This window comes from Flavobacterium sp. M31R6 (assembly GCF_013284035.1).
GTDB lineage: Bacteria > Bacteroidota > Bacteroidia > Flavobacteriales > Flavobacteriaceae > Flavobacterium.
Window position 1 is genome coordinate 4,006,694 of sequence record NZ_CP054141.1, and the last position, 16,839, is coordinate 4,023,532.

A 16,839-nucleotide genomic window follows, 5' to 3' on the forward strand; every position below is an offset into this window, starting at 1 on the left:
TATATATTATTTAGGAGCCTTAGATTACATCACTAAACCTTCTAAACTCCTAATCTCAAAACCTTAAAAGCAATGAATATTCTAATACATCCCTCCTATTTTCCGTCGGTAAGCCATTTTGTTGCTATGGCTCAATCGGAAAGTATTACGTTCGAAATGGAGGATAATTTTCAGAAACAAACCAATCGCAACAGAGCTTACATTTATAGTCCAAATGGGATTCAGTTATTAAATATCCCCATAAAGCATTCTAATCTAGCACATCAAAAGACAAAAGACATTAAAATAGAACCAGAATTTGACTGGCAAAAACAACATTTCAAATCGTTGGAAGCTGCTTACAGAAGTTCTCCTTTTTTTGAGTATTTTGAAGATGACTTACTTCCTATTTTTCAAAAGAAACATACGTTTTTGATGGATCTGAATTTTGAAGCATTAGAAATAACATGCAAGTGTTTGCGAATGAAATTAGAGTTTGAAACCACTACCGAATATTTCCACGAAATAGATAACACTCGAACGAGCGATTTTCGCTATTTGGTAAACGGGAAAAAAGACCATTCCGTTTTTGAGAACTACACTCAAGTATTCGATGACAAATTCGGATTTATGAACAATCTAAGCGTGCTTGATTTATTATTTAATGAGGGGAAATTTGCAATGGATTATTTAAAAAATCAAGTAATCATCAAATAAAATTTAATACTCATTAACTAGTTTAAAATTACAAACCCTTCCTAAATATGTTTTAATTTAGGAAGGGTTTATAATTTTTCTAAAAGGAAATTAAAACTATTTCATAGATAACTTTGCCATAATGGGATAGTGATCTGAGTTTTGAAATTCGGGGAAGCTCTCAAATTGTTTTACTTCCATAGTTTCGTCGGCAAAAATATAATCTATTCGAGCCGGATAATATTTGAACTTATAGGTAGCACCAAAACCTACTCCAGCTTCTTCAAAACTATCTTTAAGCTTTCCTTTTATATTCCGATACACATAGGAAAAAGCGCTGTTATTCATATCACCACAAATAATAATTGGGTATTGGCAATTCTTTTCATGCTCCTTAAAAATAGCGGCCTGCTCTTGTTGTTGCTTAAACGCTTTACTAATTCGAATAAAAAGAAACTTGGATTTTTGTTGGTCAATTACATCTATATTTTCGGAAATTTCATTGACATCCGGAGAAATTTTTATGGACTGCAAATGCATATTATAAACTCGTATAATATCTTTTCCCTTTTTAATATCGGCATAAACCACATTATTATTGGAATTCGGAAATACAATATTCCCATGTTCAATGATAGGGAATTTAGAAAATATTGCCTGGCCCGTTTTAATTTGTTTTCCTTCCATCAAAACAAATTTATAGGGATATACTTTTAGATCAATATTTGCGGAATTAGAAAACTCCTGAATGCACAATATGTCTGGGTTTTCTGTGTTGATAAATTCTAAAATCACGTCCGGAATATCGTCACGATCCAACCATTTAAAAACATTAAACAATCTTACGTTATAACTCATAACCGTAAAATCTTTATCGCTTTCCTCAAATTCTTTGGCAGAAAATTTATAAAACTTATTAAAAAAAGTAATCCCAACCAAAAGGACAAGGCCGGATAAAATCATGCGTTTTTTAAATTGAATTCCCCAATACAAGAAGAACAATCCATTTGCTAAAAAAAACAAAGGCATGAATAAAGTGAAAACCGACAAAAGGGGAAAAATTTTTGGCGCCAAAAACGGGAGTAAATAGGCGATGAATGTTAGCACAATAAGTACTAAATTCAAAAAAAACATTCCTTTATTAAACCATGAAAGGTTCTTCATTTTTAATGCGTTTTAAACTTTAAGATCAAAAAGCTCACGATTTACAATTCTATAATTAGATAAAAATAGGTTATTTTCCGGCTTGAAACAAGAATTCTTTTTCTTCTTGACTTAAACTTTCATAACCAGACTGACTAATTTTATCCAAAATCTCGTCTATTTGCTGTTGCTTTTTATCTTTTACGACTATTTTTGAAATTGGTTTTTCAACTGGTTTTCTATAATTTTTATGTACTTTTTTGAAAGGTGTAGAAGGCTTTTTGAACAAATTGGTAAAGAAATCCAAAACAGTACTCACAACCTTACTCAAATCAGTTCCGTTTTGAAGCAATTTAATATATACAAACCCAAAAAAAGCGCCCGCCAAATGAGAAATATGACCACCCGAATTTTCCAATCGGAATTGCATTAAATCCAAAATAATAATTACCGCTGTAATATGCCATAATTTCACATTTCCTATGAGTAAGAATCGCACATTCATCAAAGGACTATAAGTTGTTACGGCCACCAAAACAGCCATTATTGCCGCCGATGCCCCAATTATGGCTCCACTGTAATGCATCAGATTAAAACCCAGAGCAAAAATCAACCCCGAAAAAATGGCGCTTAAAAAATATAATCCCAGATACTGTTTTGAGGAAAAAAAAGTCAAAAATAAATAGCTCGAAAAATTCAGTACCAACATATTAAAAAGCAAATGAAAAAAACCATCATGAAAAAAAGCATAAGACAGAAAAGTCCATGGTTTTAATATAAAAATGGTTGGCTCTGATGACAAAGCAATCCAATTGGGAAAATCAAAAGCCCCAATCTTAAATTGATAGAAAAAAACTAGGGATACCAAAAAGCAACCTACATTCCAATAGATCATTTTTAAGGCGATACCACCTAATTTATATTGCATTTTCAAATCGTCTAAGATATTCATATTTGATAGAATCAGTTATGGGTTATCATTTCCTCTTTTAGTTTATCTTTTTTGGCTTAAGAGCATTAATTCCAACGATGGCTATCGAACTGATTTTTCTTCCAATACCACATTATCAAATAACCAACCAATGCGCCTCCAAGGTGTGCAAAATGGGCAATTCCACTAGATCCACCAAATAAGGAGCCTCCAGAAACACCCAAATATAAATCAATTAATAACAGTCCTGGAACAAAATATTTTGCTTTGATTGGAATTGGAATAAACATCAAGGCCAATTCAGCATTAGGAAACATAAAAGCAAAAGCCACCAATAAACCATAAATAGCACCAGAAGCTCCTACCACATTACCTAAATAAGCGCCCATGAATGCCTGAAAATCGGAAGGAGTTAATAATTCCTGCCATTTGGTATCAAATTTCCCTTCACTTAAGATTTTTAATATTTCAACTTTTTGGTAACCATTCTCCACTAAAAGAGTGATTCCATTTTCAAAAAAATAATAATTCACGGCAGTGTGCAATAAAGCAGCTCCTAAACCGCAGGAAATGTAAAAGAATATAAATTTTTTACCACCCCAAAAATGTTCTAACGCAGAACCAAAAGAATACAAAGCAAACATATTAAAAGCAATATGCATGATATTTGGCAATGGTGCATGCATAAACATATGCGTGAAGAGTTGCCAAAAATGAAAATCGGGACTCTCGAAAAAATACATCGAAAGTAATTTATAGGCAGGCTCCCCAACAATCATCGAGCCTATATAAAACAATATATTTATAATTAACAACTGTTTTACTGTAGGTGTAATATTCATCATAATGCAAATTTTTTATCTAAGTCTTCCACACGCATGGTGATGAAAGTCGGTTTTTGAAATGGGGAAACATTTGGATCCTTACATGCAAAAAGTCCATTTACTAAATTTTCCTGTTCTTTTTCGGTCAAATAAGCACCCGTTTTGACAGCCAAACTTTTAGCCATCGATTTGGCAATAGTATCATTCTGACTGAAACTATTCTCCGGAATTCCGTTATGCAAATCACTCAATAACTGATCTAAAACAGCTGCAACTTCGCTCTCGGTAATATTCACAGGAATTCCCGAAATCACGACATGGTCAGAGTTAGACTCCTCAAAAACAAAACCCGTATTGACTAACGACTGTTGAAGTTCCGCAATAAGTTCCATTTCGGTTGCTGAATAAAACAAATTAATAGGAAATAACAATTGCTGACTTGATGCATGCTGAACTGTCATATTCACTAGAAATTGTTCGTACAAAACACGCTGATGAGCTCTACTTTGATCCACAATCACCATTCCGGATTTTATAGGAGAAACTATGTATTTTTTATGTATTTGATACGTTTTATGGACCGTTTGTTCCACTTCCTCATCATCGAATAACGATGAAGTTACCTCTTCGTTTTCAAAAGTAAATTCATTGTTCTCAAAAGAATAATCGTTGTTGCTGGAAGCAAATTCGCTACCGCCTGAAACAACAGCTGTATCGTGTTTCACTCCCACATACAAACTCTCCCAACTGGCTGTTGGTTCCGCTTTTTTATATGTCGAAAAAAGCTTATTGGGTTTATCTTCTGCAAAAGGATTAAAATTTGTGTCTATTTGGATAGTTGGCACCTCCGCGTCTAGATTTTTATAATGGTAAGGCGTGTCCAAATTAGCATCCCTTTCAAAATCCAAAACAGGAGCCACATTAAACTGCCCCAAACTATGTTTTATCGAAGCTCTTAGAATAGCATACATTGCACTTTCATTATCAAACTTGATTTCGGTTTTTGTGGGATGTATATTGATATCGATTGTATTTGGCGGAACCGTTAAATACAAATAATAACTGGGTTGTGAACCATCTTTCAAAATCCCTTCATAAGCAGCCATAACAGCATGATGCAAATAGGGACTTTTTATGAAACGGTCATTGACAAAGAAAAACTGCTCTCCCCTATTCTTTTTGGCAAATTCAGGTTTACTTACAAAACCCTGAATATTCATCATCTCTGTATCTTCTACAACAGGAACTAATTTTTCATTGGTTTTTCCACCAAAAAAGTTAACAATTCGCTGCCTTAAACTCGACGGTGGCAAATTGTACATATCACTACCATTGTGGTAAAACGTAAAATGAATTTTAGGATGCGCCAAAGCAACGCGTTGAAATTCATCAATTATATGGCGATATTCAACCGTATCCGATTTCAGGAAATTACGTCTTGCGGGGATATTAAAAAATAAGTTTTTGACAGCAAATGAAGTTCCTTTTGGCAAAACCGCCACATCTTGGGACATGAATTTACTTCCTTCAATAACGATGTGAGTTCCTAATTCTTCCTGCTCCAATTTGGTTTTCATTTCCATGTGGGCAATCGCCGCAATAGAGGCCAATGCTTCTCCACGAAACCCTTTGGTATGCAATGAAAATAAATCTTCGGCTTGGCGAATCTTGGAAGTAGCATGACGCTCAAAGCACATACGTGCATCAGTAACATTCATCCCCGAGCCATTATCAATAACTTGTACCAATGACTTCCCGGCATCTTTAATAATCAACTTAATGTCTGTTGCTTTTGCATCCACTGCATTTTCCAGTAGTTCTTTTACTACTGAAGCAGGTCTTTGCACCACTTCACCAGCGGCAATTTGGTTGGCAACATGATCAGGAAGCAATTGAATTATACTCGACATTGAAAAATTTTAGATTTAGGATTGTAAATTTCAGATTTTAAATAATAATTAAAATCAAGGAGGACAAATTTAATGAATTTCTGTTGGGTTTTAGCTCTTTGACACTCATAAAAAAAAGCAAATTTAAATCGAAAGCTAACCCTTTTAAAACCAACAATAATGCTATTATTCTTTTATTGTTAATTGCTTTATTTCAGCAAGTGTATAGCGTTTATATTCTACTCCCATGCTTTTTGCATACTCTTCAACAGTGTTGGTAAACCCCGCTTCTTTCCTTAATTCATTTACGGATTCCGCGTTTAAAATAGGCCAAACACAATACCAAAACTCCTTCTTCCCTGTTGCTGCGTTTAGAATATACTGTCCCGACACTTGCGTTCCATAAAGCTGTTCCTTCCCTTCCTGCATCAGCATTCTGTCGTGCATCATGGCCACTTTGGTAAAAGGTATTTCGTTGCTTGCTCCCGCTTCCTGAATCATTGGGAAATAATCTGCTATTTTTTTACTGTGCTGAATTACATACCAAGCCGCTTCATTTGTTGGTTCTCCAACCAATGTTTTTCCAGGATAACCAAACTTTGCAATAATTTCCTCAATCCGAATAAGATTAATGGAATCTCGCTTATTCAGTATCATATATACCTTGCCATTTGCCAAATCGTCATTGGAGTAACCAGTTTCGTTAAGAATCTGCAACTTTCTGCTATCGGTAGTTTCTGAATCGATATATTCTCGAAGAATTTGGTCCGATTTGTAAATCCCGTCCAACTCTTTTTTCAAGCCTTCATCAATAATTCCTTGTGCATGACAGAATACAAATACAAACAACAAAAGAACCAGTGAATATCTATTTACAATCGAAATTATCATTTTCAGTTTTAAAACGTTTAGCATCAAATATAACAATTAAGAAGATTCCGTAAATTTTCGGAAATCACAAAAAAAGCATAAAAAAAATGGCTCCTCATCACTCAAAAAATGTGTTTTAATATTGCAATACAATTTATAAAAAAATCAGTAGCAGATGTGACAGTCGCATATAGTCATAAAAAAAACCTATACAATTCAACGAAAAGTATAGGTCATTAGAAATTTTATTTTATTTTTTATTCTTCTATCTGCAAAGGTTGATTTTCAATTCGCAAAGCACCTGCAGATAATAAATGTTGATTATCAATTTGGTGAGACAACGAAGCTTGCTGACGAATATAAGCCATTTTAATGGCCGCTATTGCTGCTTCTGTTCCTTTGTTTCCGTGAATACCACCACTTCTGTCAATAGATTGTTGCATAGTATCATCTGTCAATACACAGAAAATAACAGGAACATCGGTTTGAACATTCAAATCTTTAATCCCTTGAGTTACTCCTTCGCATACAAAATCAAAATGTTTGGTTTGCCCTTGAATCACACATCCAATGGCAATTACAGCATCTACATTTTGAGTTTGCAACATTTTTTTAGAACCATATATCAACTCAAAACTCCCAGGAACATTCCAACGGATAATGTGATGCGGAGGCACTTCATTTTCCAACAAAGCAGTAAGCGCTCCATTATAAAGCCCTTCTGTGATAGTATCATTCCATTCTGAAACAACAATCCCAAAGCGAAAGTCTTTCGCGTTTGGGACTGTGTTTTTATCGTAATCCGATAAATTTTTATTTACGGTTGCCATTTAATTTTAGAATTTAGATTTCAGATATTAAAGATAGAGTTTTGTAATCAAAAATCAAACAATCTTAAATCTTTCTATTATTGTGCTAAACCTATCAAACCATCCACTGTTGCAGCTTCAGGTGCGTTTTCGTAGTTTTCTTTAATATCAGTGAAGTATTTCAAAGCATCCGCTTTATTTCCTAATGCCAAAGCAACTTTACCTGCTTTCATCAAGAAACGTGGAGTAGTGAAGTCATTTTTGCTAGCTTCAACTGCTTTAATATAGTTTTCCAAAGCTTCTTTTGGTTGATTTTTTTGAGAGTAAGCATCTCCGATTGCTCCTTTTGCCAAAGCACTCAACATCAAATCATTTGAACTGAATTTACCTAAATAAGTAATCGCTTCATCATATTTACCTGTATTCAAGTAAGCAATTCCAGCATAATAGTTAGCCAAGTTTCCAGCAGCTGTTCCAGAATATTCATCAGCGATTTTTACAAATCCAAATTTACCTTCAGACCCGTTCAATGCCAATTTGTACAATGAATCACTTGCAACACCGTTAGTCGCTTTTTCAAAGTTAGATTGAGCAACAAACATTTCGTTGGCAGCATCGTCCTCTTTAGGATTAGCGATAAATTTTTGATAAGCAAAATATCCAACAGTTACCAATGTAATAGCACCAACAACCCCAATTATAATTTTTTGATTCTTAGCAACCCAGTCTTCTGTTTTAGAAGCTGTTTCGTCTAATTTCGAAAAAACCTCAGCCGTAGCGCTGTCTTTTTCGTCAATCAATACATTTTCAACTGCATCGTCTTTTACTTCCTTTTCTTTTGGTGTTTTATATCCTCTTTTACTGTAAGTAGCCATTTAAAATTTAATTTAGTGAACGGCAAAAATAAAATTTTTATTCTAATGCACGTAAAAAAAATGAATTTTATATTAAAATTTAGAAAAATATTTTTAATCCCTTATTTTTACTGAAAAAACACCCCCTAATATCCGAATAATCAGGGCGTGCCACCAACTAGAAAAAAGGGCTATTCACTTTGTCGTCAGCGCCCTTTTTCCTAGCTGCTGTCGGGCCATCCGCGCTACTTCGGTAGCTTGCTCCTGTCCCTCACGCAAGCGAACGGTCGTAGTAAAAAAATGAAAACACAATTTCCCATCTTTTATATCGATATTTTTCAATAATTTGCACCCTCTTAGAAACCGTCCAAAAAAAGGCTTCAAAGTCAACAATTCCAGCAAGAACTTCAGATGTATTTAAAAAAAATATCGTTATTCAATTACAAAAACTTTTCCGAAGCCAATTTCGAATTTGACAGCAAAATAAATTGTTTTGTTGGCAAAAACGGCATCGGAAAAACCAATGTACTGGATGCCATCTATCATTTGTCGTATGGAAAAAGTTATTTCAATCCTTTAGCAGTTCAAAACATCAAACACGGCGAAGAGTTTTTTGTAATTGACGCCGAATTTGAAAAGAACGAAAGAACCGAACAAATTGTCTGCAGTCTCAAAAAAGGCCAAAAAAAAATACTCAAACGCAACGGAAAAGCCTACGATAAATTCTCAGACCACATCGGGTTCATTCCGTTGGTCATTATTTCGCCAGCCGACAGAGATTTAATTGTAGAAGGAAGCGAAACCCGAAGAAAGTTTATGGACAGCGTGATTTCCCAATTGGATCCACACTATCTGCAGCAACTCATCCAATATCAAAAAGTAATGAGTCAGCGCAATGCTTTGCTGAAGTATTTTGCACTGAACCATACTTATGACAACGATACCTTATCAATATATAATGAACAGCTAACCGAATTTGGCCAATCCATTTTCGAAAAAAGAAAAGCTTTCATCGCTGAGTTCATTCCTATTTTCAACTTTCATCATCACAACATAACAGGTTCGCAGGAATCGGTACAATTGATTTATGAAAGCCATTTATTCGAAAATGATTTACTGACGCTCTTACAGCAAAGCATCAACAAAGACCGAATGCTGCAATACACCAGCACGGGAATTCATAAAGACGACCTCTCTTTTGAAATCGACAATTATCCAATCAAGAAATTTGGTTCACAAGGACAGCAAAAATCATTTTTGATTGCCTTAAAACTTGCACAATTTGAATTCCTAAAAAAACAAAGTGGTGTAAAACCCATTCTGCTTTTTGACGATATCTTCGATAAATTAGACGAAAATCGAGTGTCTAAAATCATCGAAATGGTCAACAACGACACCTTTGGACAACTTTTTATATCAGACACACATCCCGAACGCACAGAAGTAATCGTAAAATCGACGCTTCAGAGTTATACTATTTTCAATTTGTAACTTTTATTTAAGATTACTTAAAGATTCAAAAAAGCAAAAAATGCTTAATTTTACACAAATATTAATACTTACACCCCGATGAAAATTAATCACCTATATTTATTCGTTATCTGTTTTCTGGTATTTTCCTGCAACGCACAAACATCACCAGCCGTCAAAACCGTTGATGTCGCTTCGTATTCAGAAAAAATAAAAGCAACTCCTAATGCCCAAATCCTAGATGTTCGCACACCCGAGGAATATGCAACGGGACATATCGAAAACTCAGACAATGTAAACTGGCTTAGTGATAGTTTTGTTTTAAGAACAGACAAATACGACAAAACAAAACCCGTTTTTGTATATTGCAAAAGTGGAGGGAGAAGCATCAAAGCATCCGAAAAATTAGCCGAATTGGGCTTTACAACTGTATACAATCTTGATGGAGGAATGCTCAAATGGGAGGCTGCAGGATTAGCAAAACCGGACACAAAAATCATTGGTGTTTGCCCTCAGGAATATGCGGAATTATTAAAATCCGACAAGAAAGTGTTAGTGAATTTTTACGCACCTTGGTGTGCTCCCTGCAAAAAAATGGAGCCTTATATCCTAAAAATGCAAAAAGAAATGGCAGACAAAGTTGTTGTCATACGACTAAATGCCGACGAAAATAAAACTATTATGCAAGAATTGAAAATCAGTGAACTTCCTACGTTAGTATTGTATGAAAATAAAGTAATCAAATGGCAAAAATCAGGATTCGTTAGTGAAGAAGATTTAAAAAACCAATTGCAATAATCCGGCCTATGCTCTCAAAAGACACTTTACAATTTCTCGAAGATTTAAAAGCCAACAACAATCGTGATTGGTTCCTTGAAAACAAAAAACGCTATGAAGCCGTAAAGAAAGATTACCATCAATTGGTCGCTTCTTTTCTTGACACACTAAAACCACTTGACCCTTCATTGGAAATGTTGGAAGTCAAAAACTGCACCTTTAGAATCAACAGGGACGTCAGGTTTGCCAAAGACAAATCTCCCTACAAAACGAATTTAGGTGTTTGGATATCCGCAGGAGCCAAAAATGCAGAAGCCTCAGGATATTATCTACATATAGAAAATGGAAAATGCTTTGTAGGCGGTGGATTGTATTGCCCACAGCCTGACCAACTCCAAAAAATCAGAAAAGAAATTCACTTTTTCTATGATGATTTACAGGAAATTTTAAGTGACAAAAAGTTTAAATCCATTTATCAAAATCTGAACAGGGACGAGAATTCGACCTTAAAAAATCCGCCAAAAGGCTACGATAAAGAAGATCCAGCCATTGAATTTTTGAAATTGAAAAGCTTTACAGCCACTCAACCTTTCGATACAAAACTGGTTACTCAAAAAGATTTCGTGTCCATAATGACAGAAAAAATGCTAGTATTGAAACCTTTCAATAATTTTATCGACAGAGCTTTATATTCAGAATAAATCCAAAGGTAAACACTACTTAACTACAATTCTTTATGGAGATTTTAAATAATTTTTCTTTAAAAAACTACAATACATTTGGCATTGAAGCCAAAGCCGAACAATTTGTTGCCGTTCACAGCGTATCTGAATTGAAATGCATTTTGGAACAAAACAAAAACCAAAAGAAATTCGTTCTTGGAGGAGGAAGCAATATGCTTTTGACAAAAAATATCGAAGCTCTAGTGATCCATATTGACTTAAAAGGAAAAAAAATACTGAAAGAAGATGCCGATTATGTTTGGGTAGAAAGTCAAGCAGGTGAAAATTGGCATCAATTTGTGCTTTGGGCAATAGATCAAAACTTTGGCGGGCTCGAAAACATGTCTCTCATTCCGGGCAATGTTGGCACAACGCCAGTACAAAACATTGGTGCTTATGGCACTGAAATCAAAGATACTTTTGTTTCCTGCGACGCGATAAATATCGAAAATCAGGAAATAAGAACTTTCACTAAGGAAGAATGTAATTTTGGATACCGGGAAAGTGTTTTCAAAAACGAGGTAAAAGACCAATACATCATTACTTCTGTAGTTTTCAAACTCACGAAACAAAATCATAAAATAAATACTTCGTACGGAGATATCACCGCCGAATTAGCAAAAAACAATATTACAACTCCTGGCTTAAAAGACGTGAGCAATGCGGTAATAGCCATTAGAAAAAGTAAATTACCTGATCCTGCCGAATTAGGAAACAGTGGCAGTTTTTTCAAAAACCCAATACTTTTAAAAACTGATTTTGAGAAAATCCATCAAAATTTTCCAGAAATGAGATTCTTTGATATTTCAGAAACAGAAGTTAAAGTCCCTGCAGGTTGGTTGATTGAACAAGCCGGTTTGAAAGGAAAACGTTTTGGAGATGCCGGAGTCCATAAAAATCAAGCATTAGTTTTAGTGAATTACGGAGGAGCAACAGGACAAGAAATTTTGGATGTTTCCAAAACTGTCCAAGACACTGTTTTCAATACATTTGGCATACACATTGAAGCCGAAGTTAATATAATATAGATTGCAGAATTCAGATTGCAGAATTCAGAAAATAGAAAACACAGCTAGCAACACTCAATTAACTATTATCTACTTTCTATCTAAAATCAAAAATCGTTAATCCTCAATCTAAAATTACAAATATGTACATTCCTGATTTATATAAAAATGAAGATAAAGAAGCCATCAGAACCTTTCTAAAAGCAAATGCTTTTGGTATTCTAATCAATCAAACCAATGGAAAATTATGGGCAACCCATATTCCATTGGAACTGGAAATCAATATAGCAGGAGAAGAAGTTTTAATGGGACATATATCAAAAGAGAACCCGCAGTGGACAGCATTTGAATCGGATAACCAGGTTTTGGCTGTATTTACAGGGCCTCACTCCTATATTTCTCCATCTTGGTACGATCATGAGAATGTTCCCACTTGGAATTACACAGCAGTTCATGTTTATGGAAAGATAAAAATCATTGAAGGAGATGCCGTTATTAATTCATTGACCAAATTAGTGGACAAATACGAACAAAACTCCAAATGTCCCGTTCGAGTCGCTGATTTATCAAAGAAAACGATGATGCAGACCCGTGGAATTGTAGCTTTTGAAATTAAAATAGAAGAAATACAAGCGCAAAATAAAATGTCACAAAACCGAGATGACAAAAATTATTCGAATATTATTTCCGAATTAGAAAAAACAGAAAACCCTCAATCTATGGCTGTAGCAAAAGAAATGGCTAAATATAGAAAGTAATTACTGATTTTATATTGATAATTGACAATTGCTATTCAGTAAATGTTTCAAAATAAACCATACAACTTCCCTCGTTCTTTTGCCCTTTTTCTTCGTTAAAAAATCTTTCAATAGCCCTGCTATTCAAATATTTTTTGCCTTGAAAAATACCAAAATAACTTCGTCAAATTTTGCATGCTTTATTTCAAAACCTTTACTTACATTTGCAATCGTTTTTAAAAGCCAAAAAAATACAATGATGCTAACCTTTACTTTATATTTTTTTATTGCAATAGTTGTCATTCAACTTTTTTACTATCTAATTGTTTTTGGTAAATTTTCTTTTGCCAGAGCACAGGAAATTGAAGCCAAAAACATTCCAATTTCTGTAATTGTTTGTGCCAAAAACGAAGAAGAAAACGTTATTAAATACGTCCCTTTATTGGCTGAACAAAATTATCCAGATTTTGAAATCGTTTTGATTGATGATGCTTCCAGAGATAATACTTTAGAGATTTTTGAAGAATTTGAGAAACAATACCCTAATATTCGCTTGGTTAAAGTAAAAAATAACGAGGCTTTTTGGGGAAATAAAAAATATGCTTTAACGCTAGGTATCAAAGCCGCAAAAAAAGAATATCTGTTATTTACTGATGCTGATTGTTACCCTACTTCCAAAGATTGGATAACAGCTATGAGCTCCCAGTTTACAAAACAAAGAACCATTGTTTTAGGTTATGGAGGTTATGAAAAAATAGCCAATTCTTTTTTGAACAAAATAATCCGATACGAAACTTTACTTACCGCCACGCAATATTTTTCTTGGGCAAAAATGGGTAAGCCTTATATGGGCGTGGGTCGTAATTTAGCCTACAAAAAAGAAGAATTTTTCAATGTAAACGGCTTTATCGATCATATCCAAGTACGCTCTGGAGATGATGATTTATTCATCAATCAAGCAGCAGATTCAGACAATACAACAATTGCTTATTCTCCCGAAAGCTTCACGTATTCAGCTCCAAAAACCACTTTTAAAGATTGGTTTACTCAAAAAAGGAGACATGTTGCCACTGCCAAACATTACAAAGCATTTGACAAAATACAACTAGGGGTTTTCTTCAGCTCCCAATTGTTGTTTCTGTTATTACCGATAGTCTTGTTAGCTTTTCAGTTTCAATGGATATTGGTATTAAGCCTTATTGGTTCTCGATATTTAATTACTTGGATTGTTATTGGATTTGCCGCAGGAAAATTAAAAGAAAAAGATGTGATGTATTGGTATCCTATTATAGAAATTATACTTATATTCACTCAAATTAATATCTTTATAACCAATATCTTCTCAAAACCTGCGAATTGGAAATAAGCAAACAAATAGAAAAAGCGAAAAAAGGAAATCAAGTTGCCTTTACTTTTCTATTGGATTACTATTGGAATGAGGTGTACGGTTTCATGCTAAAACGCACTGAAAACGAAACCACGGCGGAAGATATTACCATTGAAACTTTTTCTAAGGCATTTGACAAAATAGCCACATACAACTCGGAATTTCAATTCAATACTTGGTTGATTTCGATTGCCAAGAATGTTCATATCGATTTAATCCGCAAAAAAAAATCAAGCCTTTTTATTGAAATTACAGATGAGCAAGACCAAACGGCCTATAATGTAGCCGACACTACTCCATCAGCTGAAGACGTTTTAATTACCGAACAAAATCTTTCGCAACTATTACAATTCATCAAAGAATTGAAACCTCATTATCAGGAAGTGATTCAGCTACGTTATTTTCAGGAAATGAGTTACCAGGAAATCGCCAATAAAATAGACGAGCCACTAAGCAATGTAAAGATCAAATTACTTCGTGCCAAAAAATTACTTTCTGAAATTATCCAAAACAGAAGATAATTTCATCAAAAGATCTTATTAAACAATACTCGGAAAAACACACTCCCCAACTGCATTAGAATCTTTAAAAGTCACTTGCATTAACAGAACTTAATTTGTTAAATAATCATAGTTATATTCAATAAATATTTTTATATTTACCTTTAACAATATCTATTTAACAATTCTGTTAAAAAATAACCACATTCATACATAATAAATTTCCTGTTATTTGCGTTAGAAACTAAAACCACTTTAGCTTATGATTTAATTATTACTTAACCATTAAATCCATGAATTATGTCTAAATCAAACATCTTCGAAACTAGCTGGATTAACCTTGTATTCGAAAACAGAAACAAAGAGTATGGCGCGTATCATTTACGCCAAGAAAACACCAAGACATCCTTTTTTGCGCTCTTTATGGGAGTATCACTTTTGACTGCGGCCATTAGTATACCAATGGTTTATAATTATCTAAATCCGGAACATCGGATTCCATCATTAGTCCCAGACTTACCTCCAGTTGTAGTCGCGGATTTCACCCCTTATGTACCGCCTCAAGCAAAAGTTGAAGAACCTATGCCTCAAGCTAAAAAACCAATTACACAGAACACCAACACCGATGCACAACTTATAAATCCACAAATCGTTCATCCTGATGCAGCAACCCCAAAGGATATTGCATCCAACATCGATCTAAAAACCAATCCTAGCGATAACACATCGGGAGTAGCTGGTTCAGGAGTAGGAACAACCCCTTCAACAGGCACAGCTGTTGCAAGCAGCCCCGGCATTACTGAGAACACGATCCTAACAAGCAATATGGTTGATAAAATGCCCGAATTTCCGGGCGGAATCAAAAAGTTCTACACTTATGTGGGTAATAATTTTGAAAAACCCGAAATAGACAGCGAAAACGCAATCCGAGTAAGTGTTTCTTTTGTTATTGAAAAAGACGGAAGCATGACAGACATAAAAGTTTTAAAAGACCCCGGTTATGGCCTTGGAGCTGAAGCCATTCGTGTTTTAAAATCTTTAAAAACCAAATGGTCACCAGGCATGTTTGAAGGCAAAGCAGTTAGAACTTCTTATAATTTACCTATCACAATTCAACCAAATTAATTTCACTTATTATAAAAAAAAAGAGAAAGCTGAACTTTTGAGGTTCAGCTTTCTCTTTTTATAGACTCGACAATAAAGAAAATTTATTATTTCTTTTTAGTTGTGGTCTTCTTTTTTGTCGTTGTAGTTTTCTTTACAGGAGTTGTCACTGCTGGCTTTTTCACATAAGGCTTATACAAACCATCCTTTTCAGCCCTAGCTTTGGCTTCATCCGCTCTTAAATTGGAATCAGGATGTGAGCTCATCATTTGATCTATAAACGAACTTTGAGCACCTTCACTCATTTTTGCTAATATTCTAAAAGCAGATTCCTCAGCATTTACATCGTACCCATTTTTTTTCATAAATTCATACGCAAACAAATCGGCTTCAGATTCTTGCTTACGGCTGTATTTACTATCAATCATTGCACTACCAATTTTAGCCAGTTGGCTATCTGTAACAGCAGCAACTTTAGTAGATTGAGAAGCTGCAGCATCAATCAAAGCTTCTTTTTGATACAAAGCTTTCATAGCATCTCTGGAATCATGGTTATTAACATGTCCGATTTCATGACCAATTACCGCTATTAATTCGTTGTCATCCATTACATCCATCAAACCTGAAAAAACACGTACACTGCCATCAGCCGTTGCAAAAGCATTGACGTCCTTAGTAAGGTACACTTTATAATTCAACGTATAAAACTCCCCTTTTGTATATTTTCCAAAAACTTTAGCCAAACGGATAGCATAAGGATCAGTCGGTCCTGCCACTTTGTTTTCGGCATCCATTTTGTCAACGGCCGGTTTTGACAATGCGGCAGCATCCGCATCGGTAAAAGTAAATCCTGTCATTCCTTTTTGAACAGCACTCAATGCTCTCTCTCCAAAATTAATTTGTGCTTGGGCTGCAGACAACCCAAACAATATTGAAAAAGCACCCAATAATAATGATTTTCTATTCATCTTTTATTTTATTTTTTTTAAAGCGCAAATATAGTACAACTTTAAAAATTACAGAATCCTGTTTTATTTAATATTCAAAATTTAACACTATAAACCCCTAAATTATATTTCTCTAAAAAAACTCTTTTAATGCGAAAATCGAAAAATTGACTTGATTACCAAACAAGTTTTA

At 34.4% G+C, this 16,839-nt stretch carries 17 protein-coding genes; 9 read left to right on the top strand and 8 right to left on the bottom strand.

From position 1 onward, the window contains the following. Positions 1-72 precede the first annotated feature (72 nt). The gene (locus HQN62_RS16710; RefSeq protein ID WP_116797335.1) at positions 73-696 is read left to right on the top strand and encodes a WbqC family protein; all 624 of its coding nucleotides are present in this window, start codon (positions 73-75) and stop codon (positions 694-696) included. A 96-nt stretch (positions 697-792) separates the two neighbouring features. On the opposite strand, the gene HQN62_RS16715 is transcribed toward HQN62_RS16710, so the two are convergent. The 7 genes from HQN62_RS16715 to HQN62_RS16745 all read right to left on the bottom strand — a co-directional run bounded on the left by HQN62_RS16715 (position 793) and on the right by HQN62_RS16745 (position 8,016). Next, positions 793-1,839, bottom strand: a complete 1,047-nt coding sequence (locus tag HQN62_RS16715) for an endonuclease/exonuclease/phosphatase family protein (protein WP_116797334.1) — start codon at positions 1,837-1,839, stop codon at positions 793-795. 70 nt (positions 1,840-1,909) lie between these two features. Next, positions 1,910-2,770 (bottom strand): rhomboid family intramembrane serine protease, encoded by an 861-nt coding sequence (locus HQN62_RS16720; protein ID WP_173505208.1) that lies wholly within the window; start codon positions 2,768-2,770, stop codon positions 1,910-1,912. A gap of 65 nt (positions 2,771-2,835) precedes the next feature. Next, positions 2,836-3,594 carry a rhomboid family intramembrane serine protease gene (locus tag HQN62_RS16725; RefSeq protein WP_173505209.1) on the bottom strand — a complete coding sequence of 253 codons (759 nt, stop codon included), beginning with the start codon at positions 3,592-3,594 and terminating at the stop codon, positions 2,836-2,838. Next, positions 3,591-5,483 (bottom strand): DNA mismatch repair endonuclease MutL, encoded by a 1,893-nt coding sequence (gene mutL, locus HQN62_RS16730; RefSeq protein ID WP_116797331.1) that lies wholly within the window; start codon positions 5,481-5,483, stop codon positions 3,591-3,593. The genes HQN62_RS16725 and mutL overlap by 4 nt, the downstream gene beginning before the upstream one ends. A gap of 165 nt (positions 5,484-5,648) precedes the next feature. Continuing rightward, on the bottom strand, positions 5,649-6,353 hold the full coding sequence (locus tag HQN62_RS16735; RefSeq protein ID WP_173505210.1) for a DUF6624 domain-containing protein: 705 nt from the start codon (positions 6,351-6,353) through the stop codon (positions 5,649-5,651). 236 nt (positions 6,354-6,589) lie between these two features. After that, positions 6,590-7,162 (bottom strand): 6,7-dimethyl-8-ribityllumazine synthase, encoded by a 573-nt coding sequence (ribH, locus tag HQN62_RS16740; protein ID WP_116797329.1) that lies wholly within the window; start codon positions 7,160-7,162, stop codon positions 6,590-6,592. A 77-nt stretch (positions 7,163-7,239) separates the two neighbouring features. Beyond that, on the bottom strand, positions 7,240-8,016 hold the full coding sequence (locus HQN62_RS16745; protein WP_116797328.1) for a tetratricopeptide repeat protein: 777 nt from the start codon (positions 8,014-8,016) through the stop codon (positions 7,240-7,242). Between the two features lie 390 nt (positions 8,017-8,406). Here HQN62_RS16745 and recF point away from each other — a divergent pair, with 390 nt between their 5' ends. The 8 genes from recF to HQN62_RS16785 all read left to right on the top strand — a co-directional run bounded on the left by recF (position 8,407) and on the right by HQN62_RS16785 (position 15,720). Beyond that, positions 8,407-9,486: a DNA replication/repair protein RecF gene (gene recF / locus HQN62_RS16750; RefSeq protein ID WP_173505211.1), complete on the top strand. Its 1,080-nt coding sequence runs from the start codon at positions 8,407-8,409 to the stop codon at positions 9,484-9,486. 78 nt (positions 9,487-9,564) lie between these two features. After that, positions 9,565-10,263 (top strand): thioredoxin domain-containing protein, encoded by a 699-nt coding sequence (locus HQN62_RS16755; RefSeq protein ID WP_173505212.1) that lies wholly within the window; start codon positions 9,565-9,567, stop codon positions 10,261-10,263. Positions 10,264-10,271: 8 nt separating this feature from the next. Beyond that, positions 10,272-10,943 (top strand): DUF2461 domain-containing protein, encoded by a 672-nt coding sequence (locus tag HQN62_RS16760; protein ID WP_173505213.1) that lies wholly within the window; start codon positions 10,272-10,274, stop codon positions 10,941-10,943. A gap of 35 nt (positions 10,944-10,978) precedes the next feature. Continuing rightward, complete coding sequence (murB, locus tag HQN62_RS16765) at positions 10,979-11,992, top strand: UDP-N-acetylmuramate dehydrogenase (protein ID WP_173505214.1); 1,014 nt, start codon at positions 10,979-10,981, stop codon at positions 11,990-11,992. A 122-nt stretch (positions 11,993-12,114) separates the two neighbouring features. After that, positions 12,115-12,729, top strand: coding sequence for an FMN-binding negative transcriptional regulator (locus HQN62_RS16770; protein WP_173505215.1), 615 nt, complete (start codon positions 12,115-12,117; stop codon positions 12,727-12,729). A 238-nt stretch (positions 12,730-12,967) separates the two neighbouring features. Then, on the top strand, positions 12,968-14,074 hold the full coding sequence (locus HQN62_RS16775) for a glycosyltransferase (protein ID WP_173505592.1): 1,107 nt from the start codon (positions 12,968-12,970) through the stop codon (positions 14,072-14,074). After that, positions 14,065-14,616, top strand: a complete 552-nt coding sequence (locus tag HQN62_RS16780; RefSeq protein ID WP_116797322.1) for an RNA polymerase sigma factor — start codon at positions 14,065-14,067, stop codon at positions 14,614-14,616. Before HQN62_RS16775 ends, HQN62_RS16780 begins: the two co-directional genes overlap by 10 nt. A gap of 279 nt (positions 14,617-14,895) precedes the next feature. Beyond that, a complete protein-coding gene (locus HQN62_RS16785) occupies positions 14,896-15,720 on the top strand; it encodes an energy transducer TonB (protein WP_116797321.1) in 825 nt (274 codons plus the stop codon). 86 nt (positions 15,721-15,806) lie between these two features. On the opposite strand, the gene HQN62_RS16790 is transcribed toward HQN62_RS16785, so the two are convergent. Next, a complete protein-coding gene (locus HQN62_RS16790) occupies positions 15,807-16,667 on the bottom strand; it encodes a M48 family metalloprotease (protein WP_173505216.1) in 861 nt (286 codons plus the stop codon). Positions 16,668-16,839: the final 172 nt, after the last annotated feature.

Coding starts and splice junctions, on each gene's coding strand:
- HQN62_RS16710 (WP_116797335.1), top strand. CDS start 73: ATGAATATTCTAATACATCCCTCCTATTTTCCGTCGGTAAGCCATTTT.
- HQN62_RS16715 (WP_116797334.1), bottom strand. CDS start 1,839: ATGAAGAACCTTTCATGGTTTAATAAAGGAATGTTTTTTTTGAATTTA.
- HQN62_RS16720 (WP_173505208.1), bottom strand. CDS start 2,770: ATGAATATCTTAGACGATTTGAAAATGCAATATAAATTAGGTGGTATC.
- HQN62_RS16725 (WP_173505209.1), bottom strand. CDS start 3,594: ATGATGAATATTACACCTACAGTAAAACAGTTGTTAATTATAAATATA.
- mutL (WP_116797331.1), bottom strand. CDS start 5,483: ATGTCGAGTATAATTCAATTGCTTCCTGATCATGTTGCCAACCAAATT.
- HQN62_RS16735 (WP_173505210.1), bottom strand. CDS start 6,353: ATGATAATTTCGATTGTAAATAGATATTCACTGGTTCTTTTGTTGTTT.
- ribH (WP_116797329.1), bottom strand. CDS start 7,162: ATGGCAACCGTAAATAAAAATTTATCGGATTACGATAAAAACACAGTC.
- HQN62_RS16745 (WP_116797328.1), bottom strand. CDS start 8,016: ATGGCTACTTACAGTAAAAGAGGATATAAAACACCAAAAGAAAAGGAA.
- recF (WP_173505211.1), top strand. CDS start 8,407: ATGTATTTAAAAAAAATATCGTTATTCAATTACAAAAACTTTTCCGAA.
- HQN62_RS16755 (WP_173505212.1), top strand. CDS start 9,565: ATGAAAATTAATCACCTATATTTATTCGTTATCTGTTTTCTGGTATTT.
- HQN62_RS16760 (WP_173505213.1), top strand. CDS start 10,272: ATGCTCTCAAAAGACACTTTACAATTTCTCGAAGATTTAAAAGCCAAC.
- murB (WP_173505214.1), top strand. CDS start 10,979: ATGGAGATTTTAAATAATTTTTCTTTAAAAAACTACAATACATTTGGC.
- HQN62_RS16770 (WP_173505215.1), top strand. CDS start 12,115: ATGTACATTCCTGATTTATATAAAAATGAAGATAAAGAAGCCATCAGA.
- HQN62_RS16775 (WP_173505592.1), top strand. CDS start 12,968: ATGCTAACCTTTACTTTATATTTTTTTATTGCAATAGTTGTCATTCAA.
- HQN62_RS16785 (WP_116797321.1), top strand. CDS start 14,896: ATGTCTAAATCAAACATCTTCGAAACTAGCTGGATTAACCTTGTATTC.
- HQN62_RS16790 (WP_173505216.1), bottom strand. CDS start 16,667: ATGAATAGAAAATCATTATTATTGGGTGCTTTTTCAATATTGTTTGGG.